Source organism: Streptomyces sp. Go-475 (assembly GCF_003330845.1).
Classification (GTDB): Bacteria; Actinomycetota; Actinomycetes; order Streptomycetales; family Streptomycetaceae; genus Streptomyces.
In genome coordinates, this window is sequence record NZ_CP026121.1 from 7,137,866 (window position 1) to 7,156,617 (window position 18,752).

Here is an 18,752-nt window from a genome sequence, read left to right on the forward strand (position 1 = left end):
TACTCATCCGCGGCGTGCTCATGCGCGGCCCTCCAGGATTCCGCCGAGGCTCCGGTCGACCGTCCCGGTACTCGGCACCGCCGGGGACTTCGGCACCTCGGGCAGGGAGTCGAAGAGCTTCCGCAGCTCGGCGCAGTCGGGGTTCTCGCCGCCCTCGTCGCCGGTGGTCCTCAGCAGGGAGCACACCAGCGCGGCCGGGTCCTGCGGGTGCTGCGCGTTGTTGCGGGTGTCGAGGGTGCCGGCGGCCGGGTTGTAGGCGTTCTGCAGGTTGGACAGCCCGGTGGGCGCCACCTCCAACAGCTCCTCCAGAGCGGCCCGTTGGGTGACGAGCACCTTGGTGACCTTGCTCAGGCCCTTGACGTCCGCGGCCAGCGTCTTCTTGTTCTTCCGCACGAAGTCGGCCACGTCACCGAGCGCCTTGGCCAGGTACTTCAGCGCCGCCGCGAGGTCCTCGCGCTCCCCGGCCAGCTGCCCGGCCACCTCGGCGAGACTCTTGTTGAACGACCGCACGTCCTGGTCGTCGGCGGCCAGCGCGGCCGTGAAGACCTGGAGGTTGCGCACGGTGCCGAACAGGTCGCCGCGGCCGTCGGACAGCGTGGTGACCGCCCGGGAGAGGTCCTCCACCGTCCGGTTCAGGTGCCTGCCCTGCCCTTCGAGGTTGTCCGCGCTCACGCCCAGCAGCCGCGCCAGGGAGCCGTCCTTGTTCGCGCCCTTCGGGCCGAGCGCCTCGGAGGTGGTGTGCAGGCTGTCGAAGATCCGGTCCAGCTCGACCGGGACGGCGGTGCGCGACTCGGGGATGACGGCGCCGTCCCGCAGCACCGGGCCCTCGCGGTACACCGGCAGCAGCTGCACGTAACGGTCGCTGACCACCGAGGAGTTGATGATCGCGGCCTGCGCGTCGGCGGGCACCCTGCGCTCCTTGTCGTACTCCAGCTCGACGCGCACCCGGCCGCCCTCGGGCGTGATGCTCCGGACCTCGCCGATGCGGACGCCGAGTACGCGCACGTCCGAGCCGGGGTAGATGCCGACGGTGCGCGGGAAGTACGCCGTGACCCGGACCGGGTCGGACTGCGGCCACAGCGCGACGGCGAGCGCGGCGGTGACCGCGAGCGCGGTGAGCAGCGCGACGGCCTTGAGACGTCCGGTCATCGGGTGCCTCCCGTGCGCGGCACCACCGGAGCGGCCACCAGGTTCTGGACGTAGGAGTCGAACCAGCGGCCGTTGCCGAGGGTGTTGCTGAAGACCCGCACGTACGGGGCGAGCAGCCGCACGCTGCGGTCCAGGCTCTTCTGGTTGCGTTCGAGCATCGCGACGAACGTGTTCAGGCCCTTCAGGGCGGGCCCGATCTCCTTCCGGTTGTCCTCGACCAGGCCGGAGAGCTGGATGCCGAGCGCGGCGGAGCTCTTGAGCAGCTTGTGGATCGCGGCGCGCCGCTTGGCGATCTCCTTGAACAGCTTGTCGCCGTCCTCGACCAGCGCGGAGAAGTCCTTCGAGCGGTCGGCCAGCACGCCGGTGACCCCGTTCGCGTGGTCGAGGAGTTCGCGCAGCTCCTTGTCGCGCGAGGCCACCGTCCGGGAGATCCGCGACAGCCCCCTGATGGAGGCCCGTACCTCGGCGGGCGAGTCCTCGAAGGTGGTGGAGACGGTGTCCAGCGCCTTCGCGAGCCGCTCCGTGTCGACCTCCTCGGTCGTGGTGGTCAGGTCGCTGAACGCCTGCACGACGTCGTACGCCGAGACGGTCCGCCGCAGCGGGATCTCGCTTCCCGGCTCCAACTGGCCCGGCCCCTTGGGGTGCAGGGCGAGGTACTTGGCGCCGAGGATGGTCTTGACCCGGATGGAGGCGCCGGTGCCGGTGCCGAGGCCCGGGTCGCCCTTGACCTTGAAGGTGACCTTGACGTGGTCGCCGTCCAGGCCGACCTCCTCGACCTTGCCGACCTTGACCCCGGCGATCCGCACCTCGTCGCCCGGCTTGAGCCCGCCCGCCTCCGAGAAGGCGGCGCTGTACCTGGCGCCGCCGCCGATCAGCGGCAGGCTGTCGGCGTTGAACGCGGCGAACGTCAGCAGGGCCAGGGCGGTGAGGCCGGCGGCGCCGATCACCACGGGGTTGCGGTCGCGGAACGCCTTCGCGCGCGGCCGGCGCAGCCGCAGGCGCGGCAGCCCCGGCAGTTTCGGCGGCATGATCCGCACTTTCATCAAGGGCTCGGGGCGGCGGGCCCGCCGCCAAAGGACACGCCGGGTCATCCGCCGCACCTCGCCCTCGCCACGTGCAGCTCGGGAGTGAGCACCTGCTTGGTCTTCGGCAGGACGATCCGGCCGTCGAAGTCGCAGAGGTAGAAGTTGAACCACGAGCCGTAGGACGCCGTCCCCGTCAGCTCGTTCAGCTTGTTCGGCAGCCGCTTCAGCACGCCCTCCACGGTCTTCTCGTTCCTGTTCAGCGTTCCGGTGAGATCGGTCAGCCCGGCGATGTCGTCCTTCAGCGGCGGACGGGCGTCCCGGAGCAGCCCCGAGGTGGCCTCGGTGAGGTCGCCGATGCCCACCAGCGACTCCCCGATGGGCTTGCGGTCGGCGGACAGCCCCGAGATCACCCGCCGCAGCTGCTTGAGCAGCCCGGAGAAGCGGGCGCCGCGCTTGTCGAGCGTGGCCAGCACGGTGTTGAGGTTGTCGATCACCGAGCCGATCAGCTGGTCGCGGTCCGCCAGGGTCGTCGTGAGCGACGCCGTGTGCGCGAGCAGGCTGTCGACCGTGCCGCCCTCGCCCTGGAGGGTCCTGATGATCTCGGTGGCGAGCTGGTTGACGTCCTGCGGGCTGAGCGCGGCGAACAGCGGCTTGAAGCCGTTCAGCAGCGCGTCGAGGTCCAGCGCCGGCTGCGTCCGGGACAGCGGGATGGTGCCGCCGGGCCGCAGCCGGGTGCCGTCGCCCGTGCCCTCGGTCAGGGCGATGTACCGCTGCCCGACCAGGTTGCGGTAGCGGACGACCGCGCGGGTGCCGGTGAGCAGCGGACGGTCCTCGCGCACGGTGAAACTGACCTCGGCCAGCGTCCGGTCCTTGATCCGGATGTCCTCCACCTCACCGACCCGCACTCCGGCGACCCGGATGTCGTCGCCCTCCTCCAGTCCGGTGACGTCGCTGAACACCGCCCGGTAGGTGTGCTCCGGGGTGAAGGAGAGGTTGACGATGGTGGCGGCGAGCAGGGCCGTCGCCGTGACTGTCACCAGCGTGAAGAGGCTGAACTTGATCAGCGGGCCGGCCGTCCGGCGTGCCGTCGACGTGCTCATGCGACGCTCACCGCCGTTCCACGGGCCAGTGGTCCGAACAGCAGGGTCGCCACGGGCGGCACCTCGTCGGCCGGTACGCCCAGGACGGGCGCCACGAGGGAGCCGACGGCCCGCTGCTCGGCCGAGGTGGCGGACACCTCGCCGGGCGGCGCACCGCCGCTCGGACTCCCCGCCGACGTACCGTCGTCGAGCTTGGGCTTCGGTGCCGGCACCGGCGGGTGCGGCAGGCCCCGGCAGTCCGGGCCCGACCGGTCGGCGTAGCGCGGCTCCTCGCCGGGCCGGTACGCCCCCTGCGGCCGGACGACCTCCAGGGTGATCCGCATCGCGCCGCCCCGGAACGCCTCCTCCGACACCCGCTCCTGCCGCACCAGGCCGTCCAGCAGGCACGGGTACTCGGGCGAGTAGCGGGCGAACAGCTCCAGCGTGGGCCGGGAGACCCGGCCGAGGGTGATCAGCCGGCCGCCGTTGTCGTCGAGGAAGTCCTCCGCGGTGCCCGCGACCGTCGCGGTCGTCCGCAGCCCTGCGGCCAGCCGGTCCTGCTTCTCCACGAGTGTCCGGCTGGTGGTGACCGTGTTGCGCAGGATCCTCATCAGGTCGGGAGCCGCGTCGCCGTACACCTCGGCGACGTCGGCGAAGCGCGCGATGTCCTCCTTCAGAGAGGGCAGATGCGGGTTGAGCCGGCGCAGATAGCCCTCGACGCGGGTCAGGTTGTCGCCGATGCGGTCGCCCCGGCCCTCCAGCGCGGTGGCGAACGCCGAGAGCGTGGCGTTGAGTTCCCCGGGCTCGACCGTGCGCAACAGCGGCAGCAGGTCGTTCAGCAGCCGCTGCACCTCCATCCCCGCCTTCGTGCGGTCCTGGGTGATGACGTCCCCGGCGCGGATCGGCCGGGCCGGGGAACGCGCGGGCGCCACGAGGTCGACGTACTTCTCGCCGAACAGCGTCTTGGGCAGCAGCCGGGCGTGCACGTCCGCCGGGATGTACGGGACGTACTCCGGCTTGAGCGCGAGGCCGAGCGTCGCCTTCGCACCGTCGGCACGCACCTCGCGCACCTCGCCGACCAGCAGCCCGCGCAGCTTGACGTCGGCGCGCGGCTCCAGCTGGTTGCCCAGCGTGTCGGCCTCCAGCGTGACGCGCACGACCGGCGTGAACGCCTGCCGGTAGACGGCCACCGCGAGCGACAGCAGCAGCGCGAGCACGGCGAGGAACGTGAGGCCGTACAGGCGCAGTCGGACGGTTCTCATCGGCCTCACCCCGCGATCCGTACGGTCGTGCTCGCGCCCCAGATCGCGAGGCTCAGGAAGAAGTCCAGGACGTTGATCGCGACGATCGACGTCCGTACCGCCCGGCCCACCGCGACACCGACGCCGGCCGGCCCGCCGCTCGCGTAGTAGCCGTAGTAGCAGTGCACGAGGATGATCAGCACGGCGAAGACGATCACCTTGCCGAAGGACCAGAGCACGTCGACCGGCGGCAGGTACTGGTGGAAGTAGTGGTCGTACGTGCCCGTCGACTGCCCGTAGTAGACGGTGGTGATGGTCCGGGCGGCCAGGTACGACGACAGCAGCCCGACCACGTACAGCGGGATGACGGCGACGAACCCGGCGATCATGCGGGTGGTGACGAGGAACGGCAGCGAGGGCACGCCCATCACCTCCAGCGCGTCGGTCTCCTCGCTGATCCGCATCGCGCCGAGCTGCGCGGTGAACCCGGCCCCGACCGTCGCGGACAGCGCGAGCCCGGCCACCAGCGGGGCGATCTCCCGGGTGTTGAAGTACGCCGACAGGAACGCCACGAAGTTGGAGGTGCCGAGCTGGTTGAGGGCCGCGTAGCCCTGGAGGCCGACCTCGGTGCCGGTGAAGAACGACAGGAAGGCGATCACCCCGACCGTGCCGCCGACCACGGCGAGCGCGCCCCGCCCGAAGCTGACCTCGGCGAGCAGCCGCAGGATCTCCTTCTTGTAGCGGCGCAGGGTGCGGCCGGTCCAGGCCAGCGAACGCCCGTAGAAGGACAGTTGGGTGCCCAGCTCCTCCAGCCGGTGCAACAGCGCCATGCCTCAGCCCCTCTGCGGAACGACTTGGAAGTACACGGCGGTCATCACGAAGTTCGTCACGAACAGCAACATGAACGTGATCACCACCGACTGGTTGACGGCGTCGCCCACGCCCTTGGGCCCGCCCTTCGCCGTGAGGCCCTTGTACGAGGCGACGATCGCCGCGATCGCGCCGAACACCAGCGCCTTGATCTCCGCCGCCCACAGGTCGGAGAGCTGCGCGAGGGTGGTGAAGGAGGCGAGATAGGCGCCTGGGGTGCCGTTCTGCAGAATGACGTTGAAGAAGTAGCCACCCGCGACGCCGACCACCGACACCAGGCCGTTGAGCAGCACGGCCACCAGCATCGAGGCCAGCACCCGGGGCACGACGAGCCGGTGGATCGGGTCGATGCCGAGGACCTGCATGGCGTCGATCTCGTCGCGGATCCTGCGCGCCCCGAGGTCCGCGCAGATCGCCGTGCCGCCCGCGCCCGCGATCAGCAGCGCGGTGACGATCGGCGAGGCCTCCCGCAGCACCGCGAGCACCGAGGCGGCACCGGCGAAGGACTGGGCGCCGAGCTGCCGGGTCAGGCTGCCGATCTGCAGCGCGATGACCGCGCCGAAGGGAATCGAGACGAGGGCCGTGGGCAGGATCGTGACACTCGCGATGAACCACGCCTGCTGGATGAACTCCCGTACCTGGAAGGGGCGCCGGGGCACGGTCCGCACGACGTCCAGCGCCATCGCGAACAGGTGGCCCGACTGCCGCAGCGCCCCGGTCGGTGACAGGCTCACGCGTCCGCCCCCTCTCTGCGGTGCGATTCCGCCTCGCGTCTCGCGATCGCCTGCCAACGGGGCGGGCGGGTGATGCCCGGGCCCGGCAGCAGGCGGGGCGTCGGCTCCCGCACCACCGGCGCCTCGGTGAGCTGGGCCAGCTCCTGCTCGACCTGCGCCGCGTCCTTCTCCTCCGCCATGCCGATCGGCCCCTGCATCCGGCCGTTCAGGAACTGGCGTACGACCGGCTCGTCACTGGCGAGCAACTGTTCGCGGGGCCCGAACATCACCAGCTCGCGGCGGAACAGCAGCCCGATGTTGTCCGGGACCTGCCGGGCCGAGGCGATGTCGTGCGTGACGATCAGGAAGGTCGCGTCGATCTGCGCGTTCAGGTCGACGATGAGCTGGTTCAGGTAGGCCACGCGCACCGGGTCGAGGCCCGAGTCGGGCTCGTCGAAGAGGATGATCTCCGGGTCGAGGACGAGCGCCCGGGCGAGCCCGGCCCGCTTGCGCATGCCGCCGGAGATCTCGCCGGGCAGCTTCTGCTCGGCGCCGATCAGCCCGACCATGTCCATCTTCTCCAGCACGATGCGCCGGATCTCGCTCTCGGGCTTGCGGGTGTGCTCGCGCAGCGGGAAGGCGATGTTGTCGTACAGGTTCATCGAGCCGAACAGCGCGCCGTCCTGGAACAGCACGCCGAACAGCTTCCGCACCTCGTACAGCTCGTGCTCGCGGAGCCGGGTGAGGTCACGGCCCTGGATCGTGATCGAGCCCCGCTCCGGCTTCAGCAACCCGACGAGCGTCTTGAGGAACACCGACTTGCCCGTGCCGGAGGGGCCGAGCAGGACCGAGACCTCCCCGGCGGGCAGCGTCAGCGAGACGTCCTGCCAGATGACCTGGTGACCGAAGGACTTGGTCAGCCCTTCCACACAGATCTCGACACCCATCCGGTCCACCCTTCAGCCGTGGAGCAGCTCCGACATCTGCTCTACGGGGAGGGGCGGGGCGTCCGTCGCGGCGCGGGCCGGTTTTTTTCGGACGGGTTTCCGGGCGGCTCGGCGGACGCCCCTACGGGAGCGCGCTCGGGGTGGGGACGGCAGAGGGAGAACCCGACAGGGCGGGAGTGTCCGAGGGGAGCGGCGGAACCGACGGCACCGACTGGACGGACGTCCCCGCGGGGACGGACGGGACCGTCGGGACGGCGGGTTCCACCGGCACGTCGGGGAGGGCCGGCAGCTCGGGCACGTCCGGCACCTCGGGAGCCGGCAGCCCCGGCAGCGGGGAGACCTCCGGCAGGTCCGGCACGGACAGCGGCAGCGGGGAGACTTCCGGCAGGTCCGGCAGGTCCGGCACCGACAGCGGCAGCAGGGAGCCGTCGGCGGGAGACGCCTGCGGCTCCGGCCGGGACAGGACGGCCGGGGACACGGCGGGCCGCGGCACGGACACCCGGTCGGTGCCGTCGGGCCGCACCACCGTCGCCGCGCCCGGGGAGGCCACGGCCGGCCGCGGAGCCGGACCGTCCCCGCCTCCGTCCAGCGCGTACGGCAGCACCAGCACCCCCGCCACGGCCAGCGTCGCCGCCGTCGAGGCCACCGCCACCGCCTGGGTCTTCCCGCTCCCGTGCGGCCGCCCGCGCCCGAGCAGGAACAGCACGGCACCGAGGGTCCCGGCCAGCGAGGCGCGCAGCGTGCGGCGGGCCCGGGCCAGCAGCGACTCGACGGTCCGGTAGCTCAGCCCCATCCGCACGGCGACCTGGCCGACGTCCAGGTCCTCCGACTTCAGCCGCAGCGCCTCCGCCTGCCGGGCGGGCAGTTCCCCGCTGCGCACGGCCAGCCAGCGGGCCTCCGCCCGGTCGCACACCACCTCCTCGACCGGCGCCGGGCCGGGCGCGACGAGCGTGGGGCTGGTGCGCACCTCGGCCTCGCGGTTGACCTGCCGGTACCGGTCGACGCACAGCCGCATGGTGACCGTCGTCAGCCAGGCGCCCAGGCGCTCGTCGTCCAGGTCCGGGCGCTCCGCGGCGCGCAGCATCGCCTCGTGCACGGCGTCCTCGGCGTCCTCCTGGCTCATCGACCTGCGCCGGGCCACCTTGAGCAACTGCTCCCGGTGGCTCCACATGCGCTCCCAGCGGTCGTGCGCCGCCTGTCTCCCGGCCGGCGTGTTCGCATGCGTCTCCGCAGGCATGTCCGTCGCCATGAGGGGCCCCTTCGTGCTCGCCCGCCGGGCCCGTGCCGCCCGGCGGGTGGCGACATTACCGCCCGGTAGCGGCGGTTGTGGAGGGGGTGGAGGCCATCGGGTCCGTACCGTTGCTGGTCAGCGGGGCGTCATCGGGGAGCAGACCGGCGCCGGGGAGGTCCACGCCGGGGTCGGTGCCGGTGCCGGGGACAGTGCCGGGCAGCCCGGGCTTCGCCGTCTCCGTCGGCCCGTCCGCCGGACGGGACCGCTCCGGAGCGGGCGAACGGGGCGCGGCGGGCGCGGTCGGCGTCCCCGTCCGGGGGGCGCCCGGCCGGGCGGACGGCCTCGTCGAGGGCCGGGGCGTGGAGGCGGGGTGCGACGCCTCCGGTCGCCCCGAGGAGGTCCCGGGACGGTCCGGCACCACCCGGTGCCCCGCCAGGAAGTACGCGTACCAGGCGAGGACCGTGCGCAGATACGCCCGCGAGCGGTTGTAGCCCAGGATCGCCCGGTCCAGGTCGGCCGGGTCGGACAGGTTCCGGCCGCCGGCGCACAGGTAGTGGCCGGCGGCGAGCGCGGCGTCGAAGACGTTGTCCGGGTCGGCACGGCCGTCGCCGTTGCCGTCCGCGCCCCAGCGGGCCCAGGTCGACGGGATGAACTGCATCGGGCCGACCGCCCGGTCGTACGCGGTGTCCCCGTCGTACGCGCCGCCGTCGGTGTCCCGGATCAGGGCGAAGCGGACGCCGTCCAGCCGGGGGCCGAGGATCGGTGTCACGGTCGTGCCGTCCGCGGTCACCCGGCCGCCGCGCGCCTGCCCGGACTCCACCTGGCCGATGGCGGCCGTCAGCTGCCACCGCAGCCGGCACCCGGGAGTGGTGCGGGCGAGTTCCGCCTCGGCGTGCCGGTACGCGGCGAACACGGTCTCCGGCAGCGCACCGCCGGACACCCGCGCCCGGGCCTCGTCCCGCCGGGCGGCCCGCAGCGGCGGCAGGTCCGTACGGTACGGACTGTCGCCCGACACACTCGGCCCCCGCCCGCCGGACGCCTGCTGCGTCGGAGCCGAGGCCCGGGCCGGTGCCGCCCCCGGTGCCTGCGACGCCGTCAGCACGGCGAGGGCGGCCACCGCCGCAGCCGTACCCCTGGCCCCTTTGAGCCCACCCCTGAACACACGCCCTGCCATCTCCCCGTCCCCTCCCTGTGCGGATCCGTCCTCTGCTCTACGCGGCAGGGGCACCGGTCCGTCGCACGCGGGGTGGCCGGCTTCCGGCGCCGCGTCCCGGAGCCGGCCGGCAGGGGTCGTCGAAGAGGCTGCACGAATCTCCGTGCCGCGCGTTAGGTTGAGCGCGTGCGACTGAGAGTGGAGTTCACGACCGAGCCCTTCGACCTGGACGAGGCGCCCGCGCACGCCGTGGTGGCCCGCGAGGTCGTCGAGGCCGCCGAGCTGGACGCCGTGGACGTGGGCCCCTTCGGCAACACCGCGGAGGGCGGTGCCGACGCGGTGCTCACCGCCGTGGACGCCCTGCTCCGCAGGACCCTGGAAGCGGGCGCCACCCGGATCACGCTCCAGGTCAACGTGGTCGAGGAGGGCGAGGCATGAGCGGCCCGGGGGACGAGCCGTTCATCGCGGCCGTCAAGCCGCTGGTCGACGCGATGGGCGGCGAGATGATCCCGCCGGACGAGGCCGGCCCCGACGACGTCGTCCTGTCCTGGGAGGGCCGCGACGCCGTCGCCGTGCGGCTGCCGCAGCTCGCCGACTCCCTGGACCACATCCTCGCCGCCATGGAGCGTCGCAAGGGCATGCCGCTGGCCGACCTGGACCGCAAGGCCAAGCAGGAGGTGGTGCGGATACTCGAGGCGCGCGGCGCCTTCTCCGTACGGCACGGCGTGGAGACCGTGGCGAGCGCCCTCGGCGTCAGCCGCTTCACCGTCTACAACTACCTCAACCGCGAAAAGGGAGCCTGACCGGGCCGCTGCCCGGTTTCGCCGCCTCGCCGGGTTTCGTCACACGGAATTTTCAACAAACTGTTGACGTGCTGTCGGGGGAGGGCGTTAGCTATCGGCACGCCCGTTCAGCACGACGGCCGTTCGCGGCCACGGAGGCTCCCGTGACGTCCACTTCCACGCCGCCGGGCCTGGCCCGTTTCAACACGCTCGAGGAGCACGCGGCCCTCGCCGCGCTCCACGAGGTGTGCGCCTCCTCGGCGTGGGCCCGGCGCCTGCTCGCCGCCCGCCCCTGTGCCACCGTCGAGGACCTGTACGCCGCGAGCGACGCCGCCACGGCCGGGCTGACCGCCGAGGACCTCGCGGAGGCGATGGCCGGGCACCCGCCGATCGGCCGTCCCAAGCCCGGCGACCCCGCCTCGGCCCGGGAGCAGCGCGGCATGGCCGGCGCCTCCGAGGAGCTGAGGGCGGAGATGCTGGAACTGAACCTGGCCTACCAGGAGAAGTTCGGCCACGTCTTCCTGATCTGCGCCACCGGCCGCACCGGCGAGCAGATGCGCGACGCGGTCAAGGAGCGGATCGGGAACGCGCCGGAGCGGGAGCGCGAGATCGTCCGCACCGAGCTGGGCAAGATCAACCGCATCCGCCTGGCCCGACTCGTGGAAGAGGAAGCCTGATCATGAGCACCAGCACCACCGCATCCGTGTCCACGCACATCCTGGACACCAGCGTCGGCCGCCCCGCCGAGGGCGTCGCCGTCCACCTCGCCGCCCGCGCGGGCCGGGAGGCGGACTGGCAGGCGCTCGGCGGCTCCGCGACCGACGCGGACGGGCGGTGCAAGGACCTCCCGGCGCTGCCGGAGGGGACCACCCACGTACGGCTCGACTTCGCGGTCGAACCGTACTTCGAGAAGAAGCAAGCCGATGCGCAGCAGGACGCCCCCGCGAATCGGGACAGCGGCGCCGGTGTGTTCTTCCCGGAGGTGGCGATCACGTTCGCCGTCGTGCCGGGCGAGCACTACCACGTACCGCTGCTGCTCAACCCGTTCGGCTACTCCGTTTACCGAGGGAGCTAGCTATGCCCACCATCCTGGGACAGAACCAGTACGGCAAGGCCGAGAACCGAGTCGTCAAGATCACGCGGGACGGCGCCACCCACCACATCAAGGACCTGAACGTCTCCGTGTCGCTGAGCGGCGACATGGACGAGGTCCACTACTCCGGCTCGAACGCCAACGTCCTGCCGACCGACACCACCAAGAACACGGTGTACGCGTTCGCCAAGGAGCACGGCATCGAGTCCGCCGAGCAGTTCGGCATCCACCTCGCCCGCCACTTCGTCACCAGCCAGGAGCCGATCCACCGGGCCCGCATCCGCATCGAGGAGTACGCCTGGGAGCGGATCGAGGCCTCCGACGCCAACTCGAAGTTCATCGGCGCCGACGAGGTCAAGCACTCCTTCGTCCGCAAGGGCCAGGAGGTCCGGCTGACCCAGATCACCTACGACGGCTCGTCGTGGGAGGTCGTCTCCGGTCTCAAGGACCTGGTGGTCATGAACTCGACCAACTCCGAGTTCTGGGGCTACGTCAAGGACAAGTACACGACCCTCAAGGAGGCCTACGACCGCATCCTGGCCACCGAGGTCTCCGGCCGCTGGCGGTTCAACTGGACCGACGACGAGCAGCGCATGCCGAACTGGGAGAAGTCCTACGAGCAGGTGAAGAAGCACATGCTCCAGGCCTTCGCCGAGACGTACTCGCTCTCGCTGCAGCAGACGCTGTACCAGATGGGCGCGCGGATCATCAACCACCGCAGCGAGATCGACGAGGTCCGCTTCTCGCTCCCCAACAAGCACCACTTCCTGGTCGACCTGGAGCCGTTCGGCCTGAAGAACGACAACGAGGTGTACTACGCCGCCGACCGCCCCTACGGCCTGATCGAGGCGACGATCCTCCGGGACGGCTGCGAGGCGAGGATCCCCGTGGACCTCACCAACCTCTGACGTTCCCTCTTTCGGCACCCGTGGCCGGGGAACCTGTCTCTCCGGCCACGGCACTCAAACTCCCAGGGTCCTGCCGTGCCCTCTCCACATCAGCGCAAAGGACGAACCATGGCAGCAGACCGGCGCATCGTCATCGAGAACTGCGCGATCGCGACCGTCGACGGACACGACACCGAGTACGCCTCCGGGCACGTCGTCCTCGCCGGCAACCGCATCGAATCCCTCGGCGCGGGCCCGGCCCCCGAGGGCCTGGAGAACGTCGCCCGCCGCATCGACGCCTCCGGCCACCTCGTGACACCCGGACTGATCAACACCCACCACCACTTCTACCAGTGGATCACCCGCGGCCTCGCCACCGACCACAACCTCTTCGACTGGCTGGTCGCGCTGTACCCGGTCTGGGCGCGCATCGACGAGCCGATGGTCCGCGCGGCCGCCCAGGGCTCGCTCGCGATGATGGCCCGCGGCGGCGTCACCACCGCCATGGACCACCACTACGTCTTCCCGCACGGCTCCGGCGACCTGTCCGGCGCGATCATCGGTGCCGCCCGCGACATGGGCGTCCGCTTCACCCTCGCCCGCGGCTCCATGGACCGCAGCGAGAAGGACGGCGGCCTGCCCCCGGACTTCGCCGTCGAGACCCTCGACGGGGCCCTCGCCGCCACCGAGGAGACCGTCCGGCAGCACCACGACTCCTCCTTCGACGCCATGACCCAGGTCGCCGTCGCGCCCTGCTCGCCCTTCTCCGTCTCCACGGAACTGCTGCGCGACGGCGCCCAGCTGGCCCGCCGCCTCGGCGTCCGGCTGCACACGCACGGCTCGGAGACCGTGGAGGAGGAGAAGTTCTGCCACGAGCTGTTCGGCATGGGCCCGACCGACTACTTCGAGTCCACCGGCTGGCTCGGCGAGGACGTGTGGATGGCGCACTGCGTCCACATGAACGACTCCGACATCGCCGCCTTCGCCCGGACCCGGACCGGCGTCGCCCACTGCCCCTCCTCCAACGCCCGCCTCGCCGCCGGCATCGCCCGCGTCCCCGACATGCTCGCCGCCGGCGTCCCGGTCGGCCTCGGCGTCGACGGCACCGCCTCCAACGAGTCCGGCGAACTCCACACCGAGCTGCGCAACGCCCTCCTCATCAACCGCCTCGGCGGCCACAAGGAGGCCGCGCTCAACGCCCGCCAGGCGCTGCGCCTCGGCACCTACGGCGGCGCCCAGGTCCTCGGCCGGGCGGCCGAGACCGGCTCCCTGGAGCCCGGCAAGCTCGCCGACCTGGTCCTGTGGCGGATGGACACCCTCGCCCACGCCTCCATCGCCGACCCGGTGACCGCCCTGGTCTTCGGCGCGGCGGCCCCGGTCGCCGCCTCCTTCGTGGGCGGCCGGCAGATCGTCGAGGACGGGCGCCTGCTCACCGCCGACGAGGACGCCATCGCCCGCGCCACGCGCGACGAGGCCCGGCGCCTGGCGCGGATCGCCGCCGAGGCCTGACCCCACCCGGATACTCCGGCCGGGAGGGACGGCTCCCGGCCGGTGGCCGTGGACCCGAGCGGGGTCCGCGGCGGCTGTCTCCGGGGCGCGCACACACGCGCGCCCCGGAACGGCCAACCCGTCACCAGGTCCCGCACGACCACCCGCACCACCTCCTTGACACCCACGGCCGCCGCTCGGCGCCGCCGTGTAACCGACCGGAGGGACGCCGCCGTGGCCGACCACCCCGTTGACGAAAAACTCCCCGCGCTCAAGATGGCGACGACCGGCCTGCAGCACGTGGCCGCCATGTACGCCGGAGTCGTCGCCCCACCCCTGATCGTCGGCGCGGCCATCGGCCTGACCGCCAGCGACCTGACCTTCCTCACCGGCGCCTGCCTGTTCACCGCGGGCCTCGCCACCTTCCTGCAGACCCTCGGCATCTGGAAGATCGGCGCCCGGCTGCCGTTCGTCAACGGTGTCACCTTCGCCGGTGTCGCCCCGATGACCGCGATCGTCGCCTCCACCGAGGACAAGTCCGACGCCCTGCCGATCATCTTCGGCGCGGTCATCGTCGCCGGACTCCTGGGCTTCATAGCCGCCCCCGTCTTCTGCAAGGCGATCCGCTTCTTCCCGCCGGTCGTCACCGGCTCCGTGATCACCCTCATCGGCATCTCGCTGCTGCCCGTCGCCTTCGGCTGGGCCCAGGGACCGGACCCGGCCGCGCACGACTACGGCTCGGCGACCAACCTGGGCCTCGCGGGCGTGACCCTGCTGATCGTGCTGCTGCTGCGCCGCTTCACCCGGGGCTTCGTCAAGCAGATCGCCGTGCTGCTGGGTCTGGTCGCCGGCACGCTCATCGCGATCCCGTTGGGCGTCACGGACTTCGGCCCGGTCGCGGACGCGGACGTCATCGGCTTCCCGACGCCGTTCCACTTCGGCGCCCCGCAGTTCCAGCTCGCCGCGATCATCTCGATGTGCGTGGTGATGGTGGTGTCGATGACCGAGTCGACCGCCGACATGCTGGCCCTCGGCGAGATCGTCGACCGCCCGGCCGACGAGAAGACCATCGCCGCCGGCCTGCGCGCCGACACCCTCGGCTCGGCGATCAGCCCCGTCTTCAACGGCTTCATGTGCAGCGCCTTCGCGCAGAACATCGGCCTGGTCGCGATGACGAGGATCCGCAGCCGGTACGTCGTCGCGGCCGGCGGCGGATTCCTGGTCCTCATGGGCCTGTGCCCGATGGCCGCCTCGCTGATCGCCGTCGTACCGCGCCCGGTCCTCGGCGGCGCGGGCGTGGTCCTCTTCGGCTCGGTCGCCGCCAGCGGCATCCAGACCCTGGTGCGGGCCGGCCTCGACAAGGACAACAACGTCCTGATCGTGGCCGTCTCCCTGGCCGTCGGCATCATCCCCATCACGGCGCCGGAGTTCTACCACGCCTTCCCCGAGACGGCCCGGATCGTCCTGGACTCGGGCATCTCGACGGGCTGCGTGGCGGCCGTGCTGCTCAACCTGGTCTTCAACCACCTGGGCGACAGCGGCCGGGAGGCCCACGACGTGACCCACCCGATGGAGGCGGGTGAGGAACTCACGGGCACGCCGAAGGCACCAGCCGCGTAGCGCTCCGGAGCCTTAGGCCCTGTCGGCCTGGAGCCCGAACAGGCCCGGGTCCGCCGCCAGCTTCCGGAAGACCTCGGCGGGGTCGGCGACCAGCCTGCGCTCCTTCAGGTCCAGGATCCCGCCGACCGCCGTGATCTCGGCGGCCACCGTGCCGTCGGGCTTGCGGACGGTCTGCTCGATACGGAACGTCTTGCCGTCGCCCCACTCGAAGGCGCAGGTCACCTCCACCTCGTCGCCCGCGAGCAGCTCCCGCTTGTAGCGGATGGTCGTCTCCAGGGCCACCGGTCCCACCCCCTGGGATATGAGACCGGCCTGGCTGATCCCGGCCGCCTCGAGCAGCGACCAGCGGGCGTGTTCCGCGTAGTTGAGGTACACCGCCTGGTTGAGGTGCCCCTGCACGTCCGTCTCGTAGCCACGGACGGTCATAGGGACGGAAAACGGCTCGCTCACGGCTTTCCCTTCTCGCACCGGGTTCTCGCACCGGATTCTCGTGTCATGCGCAACGATCCACCGATCTTGGCATGCCCATCACGCCCGGCGCGGGGAAGCCAGGAGATAGCGGGTCCCGGTGCGCGGCTCGCGGTGCTCGCTCACCTGCCAGCCTGCCCCCTCCAGGGTGGCCGCGCAGGCGCGCAGCGCCTCGCCGTCCGGCGCGTGGACGGCGACGGCCTCCGGCTGCGGGGTCTCCCGCACCCGGTAGCCCCCGTCCTCCGGGCCGGCCGGAGGGTGCCCGGCCGCCTCCAGGGCGAGCGCGGCGGCCTGCACGAGATGTGTGCGCTCCCAGCCGCACGGCCGGTCCACCGCCCCGTCCCGGTTGGTCATGCGGCGCAGCTCCAGCAGGCCCTGCCAGGCGCTGTGCACCTCGCGGCGCCGGGCGGGCCCGGACCGCGGAGGGTCCGGTTCACCACCGGTCCGTGCCGCGAACACACCCGTGGCGGCGGGGGCCTCCCCGGCGGGCTCGGGCGCCTGTGTGATGCCCTGCCGGACCCGATGCCCCTCCGGCGTCAGGAAGTGGTCGTGCGGCGGCCGGGGGTGCCGGAAGGCGAGCCCGCGCTTCACCAGCGCAGCGAGCTGCGCCTCCGTACCCCGCAGCCGGCCGGTCACCGGGTCGGCGGCGTCGATGACCCGCCGCTGCGCGGCGGTCGGCGGTCGGGTCACGGCGTGCTCCTCTCCGGCCGGTCTCGGGCACTGGCCCACCTGCTCGAAGGCTACGACCCGCCACTGACAACCGCCCCTACTGGCGGTAGCCGCCGAGGAACCGCCCGATCCGCCCGATCGCCGCCTCCAGGTCGTCCGAGTACGGCAGGGTCAGGATGCGGAAGTGGTCCGGGGTGGGCCAGTTGAAGCCCGTGCCCTGCACCACCTGGATCTTCTCCCGCAGCAGCAGGTCCAGGACGAACTTCTCGTCGTCGTGGATCCGGTGCACCTTGGGATCGAGGCGCGGGAAGGCGTACAGCGCGCCCTTCGGCTTCACGCAGGTCACGCCGGGGATCTCGTTCAGCTTCTGCCAGGCCACGTCCCGCTGTTCCAGCAGCCGCCCGCCGGGCCTGGTCAGCTCGCCGATGGACTGCCGGCCGCCGAGCGCGGCCTGGATGGCGTACTGGGCGGGCGCGTTGGCGCACAGCCGCATGGACGCCAGCATGGTGAGGCCCTCCAGGTAGTCCTTCGCGTGCTGCTTCGGGCCCGTGACCACCAGCCAGCCGGAGCGGAAGCCCGCCACGCGGTAGGTCTTGGACAGGCCGCAGAAGGTGAGGACCACCAGGTCGGGGGCGAGCGCGGCGGCCGAGTGGTGCACGGCGTCGTCGTAGAGGATCTGGTCGTAGATCTCGTCGGCGAGGACCATCAGGCCGTGGCGGCGGGCGAGGTCGAGGATGCCCTCGACGATCTCCTTCGGGTAGACGGCGCCGGTGGGGTTGTTCGGGTTGATGATCACGACCGCCTTGGTGCGGTCCGTGATCTTGGACGCCATGTCGTCCAGGTCCGGGTACCAGTCGGCCTGCTCGTCGCACAGGTAGTGGACCGCCTTGCCGCCCGCGAGGGTCGTCACCGCCGTCCAGAGGGGGAAGTCGGGGGCGGGGACCAGGACCTCGTCGCCGTCCTCGACCAGCGCCTGTACGGCCATGGAGACCAGCTCCGACACGCCGTTGCCGAGGAAGACGTCGTCGACGCCGACCTCCAGCCCGAGCGTCTGGTAGCGCTGGGCGACGGCGCGGCGGGCGGAGAGGATGCCGCGCGAGTCGGTGTAGCCGTGCGCCTGCGGCAGCATCCGGATCATGTCCTGGAGGATCTCCTCCGGCGCCTCGAACCCGAAGAGCGCGGGGTTGCCGGTGTTCAGGCGCAGCACGCTGTGGCCCGCCTCCTCCAGCGCGTTGGCGTGCTCTATGACCGGGCCGCGGATCTCGTAACAGACCTCGCTGAGTTTGCTCGACTGCCGGAACTCCATGCGCCGCTTCCCCTCGCTCACTGGTGTTGCTTGGTTTTACCAAGCAGCAGCTTGGAAAGTCCAACAACTTGTCTAGACTGCGTCGCATGCCACCTCGCCGAAGCTACGACCAGTACTGCTCCGCCGCCCGCGCGCTCGACGTCGTCGGCGACCGCTGGACCCTGCTGATCGTCCGGGAACTGCTCGCCGGTCCCCGCCGCTACACCGATCTGCACGCGGACCTGCCCGGCGTCAGCACGGACGTACTCGCCTCGCGGCTGAGGGACATGGAGCGCGACGGCCTCGCCACCCGCCGCCGGCTGCCACCGCCCGGCGCGGCCACGGTCTACGAACTCACCCCGCGGGGACGTGAGATGCTGCCCGTGCTGCAGGCGCTGGGGGAGTGGGGGCAAAGCGAGCTCGGGGAGCGCCGGCCGACGGACGCCGTACGGGCGCACTGGTTCGCGCTGCCCCTGCTGCGCCTGCTGGACGGGGAGGGGCTCGTCGAAGTCCGCCTGGAGGAAGGGCGGTTCCATCTGCACGCCGGTGCCGAGGAGGGACCGGTGTACGGCGACGGACCCGCCCCCGCGGAGCCCGACGCCCTGCTGGTCCTGGACACCGCCACGTGCACGGCGCTCAGCCGCGGCGAGCTGGACCTGCTCCGGGCCGTACGGGAGGGCCGGGTCGAGGTGACCGGCGAGGGCGCCCTCGCGAAGACCCTCCGCGAGGCATGAGAGAAGGCCCGCACGAAGCGGGCCTTCTGAGGACGCGCCAGGCGGCGGACGGGTGCCCGTCAGACGCCTGACGGCGTCTGTGCCGGTGGCGGGCGACGGGGCCTGTCGGGCGCTTGGTGGCGTCTGTGCCGGTGGCGGGCGATGGGGCCTGTCGGGCGCTTGGTGGCGTCTGTGCCGGTGGCGGGCGACGGGGCCTGTCGGGCGCCTGACGGCGTCTGTGCCGGTCGCGGGCGACGGGGCCTGTCGGGCGCCTGGTGGCGTCTGTGCCGGTCGCGGGCGACGGGGCCTGTCGGGCGCCTGGTGGCGTCTGTGCCGGTC

General features: G+C 72.1%; 20 protein-coding genes. 8 read left to right on the plus strand and 12 right to left on the minus strand.

Annotated features, from left to right (window positions below; translation table 11 throughout):
• Positions 1-18 precede the first annotated feature (18 nt).
• The 9 genes from C1703_RS32500 to C1703_RS32540 all read right to left on the minus strand — a co-directional run bounded on the left by C1703_RS32500 (position 19) and on the right by C1703_RS32540 (position 9,372).
• The gene (locus tag C1703_RS32500) at positions 19-1,149 is read right to left on the minus strand and encodes an MCE family protein (protein WP_114256181.1); all 1,131 of its coding nucleotides are present in this window, start codon (positions 1,147-1,149) and stop codon (positions 19-21) included.
• The gene (locus tag C1703_RS32505; RefSeq protein WP_232840658.1) at positions 1,146-2,177 is read right to left on the minus strand and encodes an MCE family protein; all 1,032 of its coding nucleotides are present in this window, start codon (positions 2,175-2,177) and stop codon (positions 1,146-1,148) included. Before C1703_RS32505 ends, C1703_RS32500 begins: the two co-directional genes overlap by 4 nt.
• Before the next feature lie 59 nt (positions 2,178-2,236).
• A complete protein-coding gene (locus C1703_RS32510; RefSeq protein ID WP_114256183.1) occupies positions 2,237-3,274 on the minus strand; it encodes an MlaD family protein in 1,038 nt (345 codons plus the stop codon).
• Positions 3,271-4,515 carry an MCE family protein gene (locus C1703_RS32515; protein WP_114256184.1) on the minus strand — a complete coding sequence of 415 codons (1,245 nt, stop codon included), beginning with the start codon at positions 4,513-4,515 and terminating at the stop codon, positions 3,271-3,273. The genes C1703_RS32510 and C1703_RS32515 overlap by 4 nt, the downstream gene beginning before the upstream one ends.
• 5 nt (positions 4,516-4,520) lie before the next feature.
• Positions 4,521-5,324, minus strand: a complete 804-nt coding sequence (locus C1703_RS32520; protein ID WP_114256185.1) for an ABC transporter permease — start codon at positions 5,322-5,324, stop codon at positions 4,521-4,523.
• 3 nt (positions 5,325-5,327) lie between these two features.
• Positions 5,328-6,098, minus strand: coding sequence for an ABC transporter permease (locus C1703_RS32525; protein ID WP_114256186.1), 771 nt, complete (start codon positions 6,096-6,098; stop codon positions 5,328-5,330).
• Positions 6,095-7,024, minus strand: a complete 930-nt coding sequence (locus C1703_RS32530; RefSeq protein ID WP_114256187.1) for an ABC transporter ATP-binding protein — start codon at positions 7,022-7,024, stop codon at positions 6,095-6,097. The genes C1703_RS32525 and C1703_RS32530 overlap by 4 nt, the downstream gene beginning before the upstream one ends.
• A 121-nt stretch (positions 7,025-7,145) precedes the next feature.
• Positions 7,146-8,273 carry a sigma-70 family RNA polymerase sigma factor gene (locus C1703_RS32535; RefSeq protein ID WP_114256188.1) on the minus strand — a complete coding sequence of 376 codons (1,128 nt, stop codon included), beginning with the start codon at positions 8,271-8,273 and terminating at the stop codon, positions 7,146-7,148.
• A gap of 55 nt (positions 8,274-8,328) precedes the next feature.
• A complete protein-coding gene (locus C1703_RS32540) occupies positions 8,329-9,372 on the minus strand; it encodes a lytic transglycosylase domain-containing protein (RefSeq protein WP_232840659.1) in 1,044 nt (347 codons plus the stop codon).
• A gap of 222 nt (positions 9,373-9,594) precedes the next feature.
• On the opposite strand from C1703_RS32540, the gene C1703_RS32545 reads away from it, so the two are divergent.
• The 7 genes from C1703_RS32545 to C1703_RS32575 all read left to right on the plus strand — a co-directional run bounded on the left by C1703_RS32545 (position 9,595) and on the right by C1703_RS32575 (position 15,278).
• Positions 9,595-9,846, plus strand: a complete 252-nt coding sequence (locus C1703_RS32545) for a hypothetical protein (RefSeq protein WP_114256190.1) — start codon at positions 9,595-9,597, stop codon at positions 9,844-9,846.
• The gene (locus C1703_RS32550; protein ID WP_114256191.1) at positions 9,843-10,211 is read left to right on the plus strand and encodes a helix-turn-helix domain-containing protein; all 369 of its coding nucleotides are present in this window, start codon (positions 9,843-9,845) and stop codon (positions 10,209-10,211) included. The genes C1703_RS32545 and C1703_RS32550 overlap by 4 nt, the downstream gene beginning before the upstream one ends.
• A 143-nt stretch (positions 10,212-10,354) precedes the next feature.
• The gene (gene uraD, locus C1703_RS32555) at positions 10,355-10,867 is read left to right on the plus strand and encodes a 2-oxo-4-hydroxy-4-carboxy-5-ureidoimidazoline decarboxylase (RefSeq protein ID WP_114256192.1); all 513 of its coding nucleotides are present in this window, start codon (positions 10,355-10,357) and stop codon (positions 10,865-10,867) included.
• Positions 10,868-10,869: 2 nt separating this feature from the next.
• Positions 10,870-11,265, plus strand: coding sequence for a hydroxyisourate hydrolase (gene uraH, locus C1703_RS32560; protein ID WP_114256193.1), 396 nt, complete (start codon positions 10,870-10,872; stop codon positions 11,263-11,265).
• A gap of 2 nt (positions 11,266-11,267) precedes the next feature.
• A complete protein-coding gene (gene pucL, locus C1703_RS32565; RefSeq protein ID WP_114256194.1) occupies positions 11,268-12,191 on the plus strand; it encodes a factor-independent urate hydroxylase in 924 nt (307 codons plus the stop codon).
• 108 nt (positions 12,192-12,299) lie between these two features.
• Entirely contained in the window at positions 12,300-13,679 is a 1,380-nt protein-coding gene (locus tag C1703_RS32570; protein WP_114256195.1) for an 8-oxoguanine deaminase, read from the plus strand.
• Positions 13,680-13,892: 213 nt separating this feature from the next.
• Positions 13,893-15,278: a nucleobase:cation symporter-2 family protein gene (locus C1703_RS32575; protein WP_114256196.1), complete on the plus strand. Its 1,386-nt coding sequence runs from the start codon at positions 13,893-13,895 to the stop codon at positions 15,276-15,278.
• Positions 15,279-15,290: 12 nt separating this feature from the next.
• Here C1703_RS32575 and C1703_RS32580 read toward each other — a convergent pair whose 3' ends face one another.
• From C1703_RS32580 to C1703_RS32590, 3 genes are all read right to left on the minus strand, one after another.
• Positions 15,291-15,728, minus strand: a complete 438-nt coding sequence (locus C1703_RS32580; RefSeq protein ID WP_114256197.1) for an acyl-CoA thioesterase — start codon at positions 15,726-15,728, stop codon at positions 15,291-15,293.
• Positions 15,729-15,806: 78 nt separating this feature from the next.
• Positions 15,807-16,436 (minus strand): hypothetical protein, encoded by a 630-nt coding sequence (locus tag C1703_RS32585; RefSeq protein ID WP_114256198.1) that lies wholly within the window; start codon positions 16,434-16,436, stop codon positions 15,807-15,809.
• Positions 16,437-16,512: 76 nt separating this feature from the next.
• Complete coding sequence (locus C1703_RS32590; RefSeq protein WP_114256199.1) at positions 16,513-17,721, minus strand: pyridoxal phosphate-dependent aminotransferase; 1,209 nt, start codon at positions 17,719-17,721, stop codon at positions 16,513-16,515.
• An 86-nt stretch (positions 17,722-17,807) separates the two neighbouring features.
• Here C1703_RS32590 and C1703_RS32595 point away from each other — a divergent pair, with 86 nt between their 5' ends.
• Positions 17,808-18,434, plus strand: coding sequence for a helix-turn-helix domain-containing protein (locus C1703_RS32595; RefSeq protein WP_114256200.1), 627 nt, complete (start codon positions 17,808-17,810; stop codon positions 18,432-18,434).
• The last annotated feature ends 318 nt before the right edge of the window (positions 18,435-18,752 follow it).

Excerpts from the sequence above, each read along its gene's own strand:
- C1703_RS32530 (WP_114256187.1), bottom strand. The coding sequence starts at position 7,024 with ATGGGTGTCGAGATCTGTGTGGAAGGGCTGACCAAGTCCTTCGGTCAC.
- C1703_RS32595 (WP_114256200.1), top strand. The coding sequence starts at position 17,808 with ATGCCACCTCGCCGAAGCTACGACCAGTACTGCTCCGCCGCCCGCGCG.
- C1703_RS32590 (WP_114256199.1), bottom strand. The coding sequence starts at position 17,721 with ATGGAGTTCCGGCAGTCGAGCAAACTCAGCGAGGTCTGTTACGAGATC.
- C1703_RS32515 (WP_114256184.1), bottom strand. The coding sequence starts at position 4,515 with ATGAGAACCGTCCGACTGCGCCTGTACGGCCTCACGTTCCTCGCCGTG.
- pucL (WP_114256194.1), top strand. The coding sequence starts at position 11,268 with ATGCCCACCATCCTGGGACAGAACCAGTACGGCAAGGCCGAGAACCGA.
- C1703_RS32570 (WP_114256195.1), top strand. The coding sequence starts at position 12,300 with ATGGCAGCAGACCGGCGCATCGTCATCGAGAACTGCGCGATCGCGACC.
- C1703_RS32550 (WP_114256191.1), top strand. The coding sequence starts at position 9,843 with ATGAGCGGCCCGGGGGACGAGCCGTTCATCGCGGCCGTCAAGCCGCTG.
- C1703_RS32520 (WP_114256185.1), bottom strand. The coding sequence starts at position 5,324 with ATGGCGCTGTTGCACCGGCTGGAGGAGCTGGGCACCCAACTGTCCTTC.
- C1703_RS32500 (WP_114256181.1), bottom strand. The coding sequence starts at position 1,149 with ATGACCGGACGTCTCAAGGCCGTCGCGCTGCTCACCGCGCTCGCGGTC.
- C1703_RS32505 (WP_232840658.1), bottom strand. The coding sequence starts at position 2,177 with ATGCCGCCGAAACTGCCGGGGCTGCCGCGCCTGCGGCTGCGCCGGCCG.
- C1703_RS32535 (WP_114256188.1), bottom strand. The coding sequence starts at position 8,273 with ATGGCGACGGACATGCCTGCGGAGACGCATGCGAACACGCCGGCCGGG.
- C1703_RS32510 (WP_114256183.1), bottom strand. The coding sequence starts at position 3,274 with ATGAGCACGTCGACGGCACGCCGGACGGCCGGCCCGCTGATCAAGTTC.
- uraH (WP_114256193.1), top strand. The coding sequence starts at position 10,870 with ATGAGCACCAGCACCACCGCATCCGTGTCCACGCACATCCTGGACACC.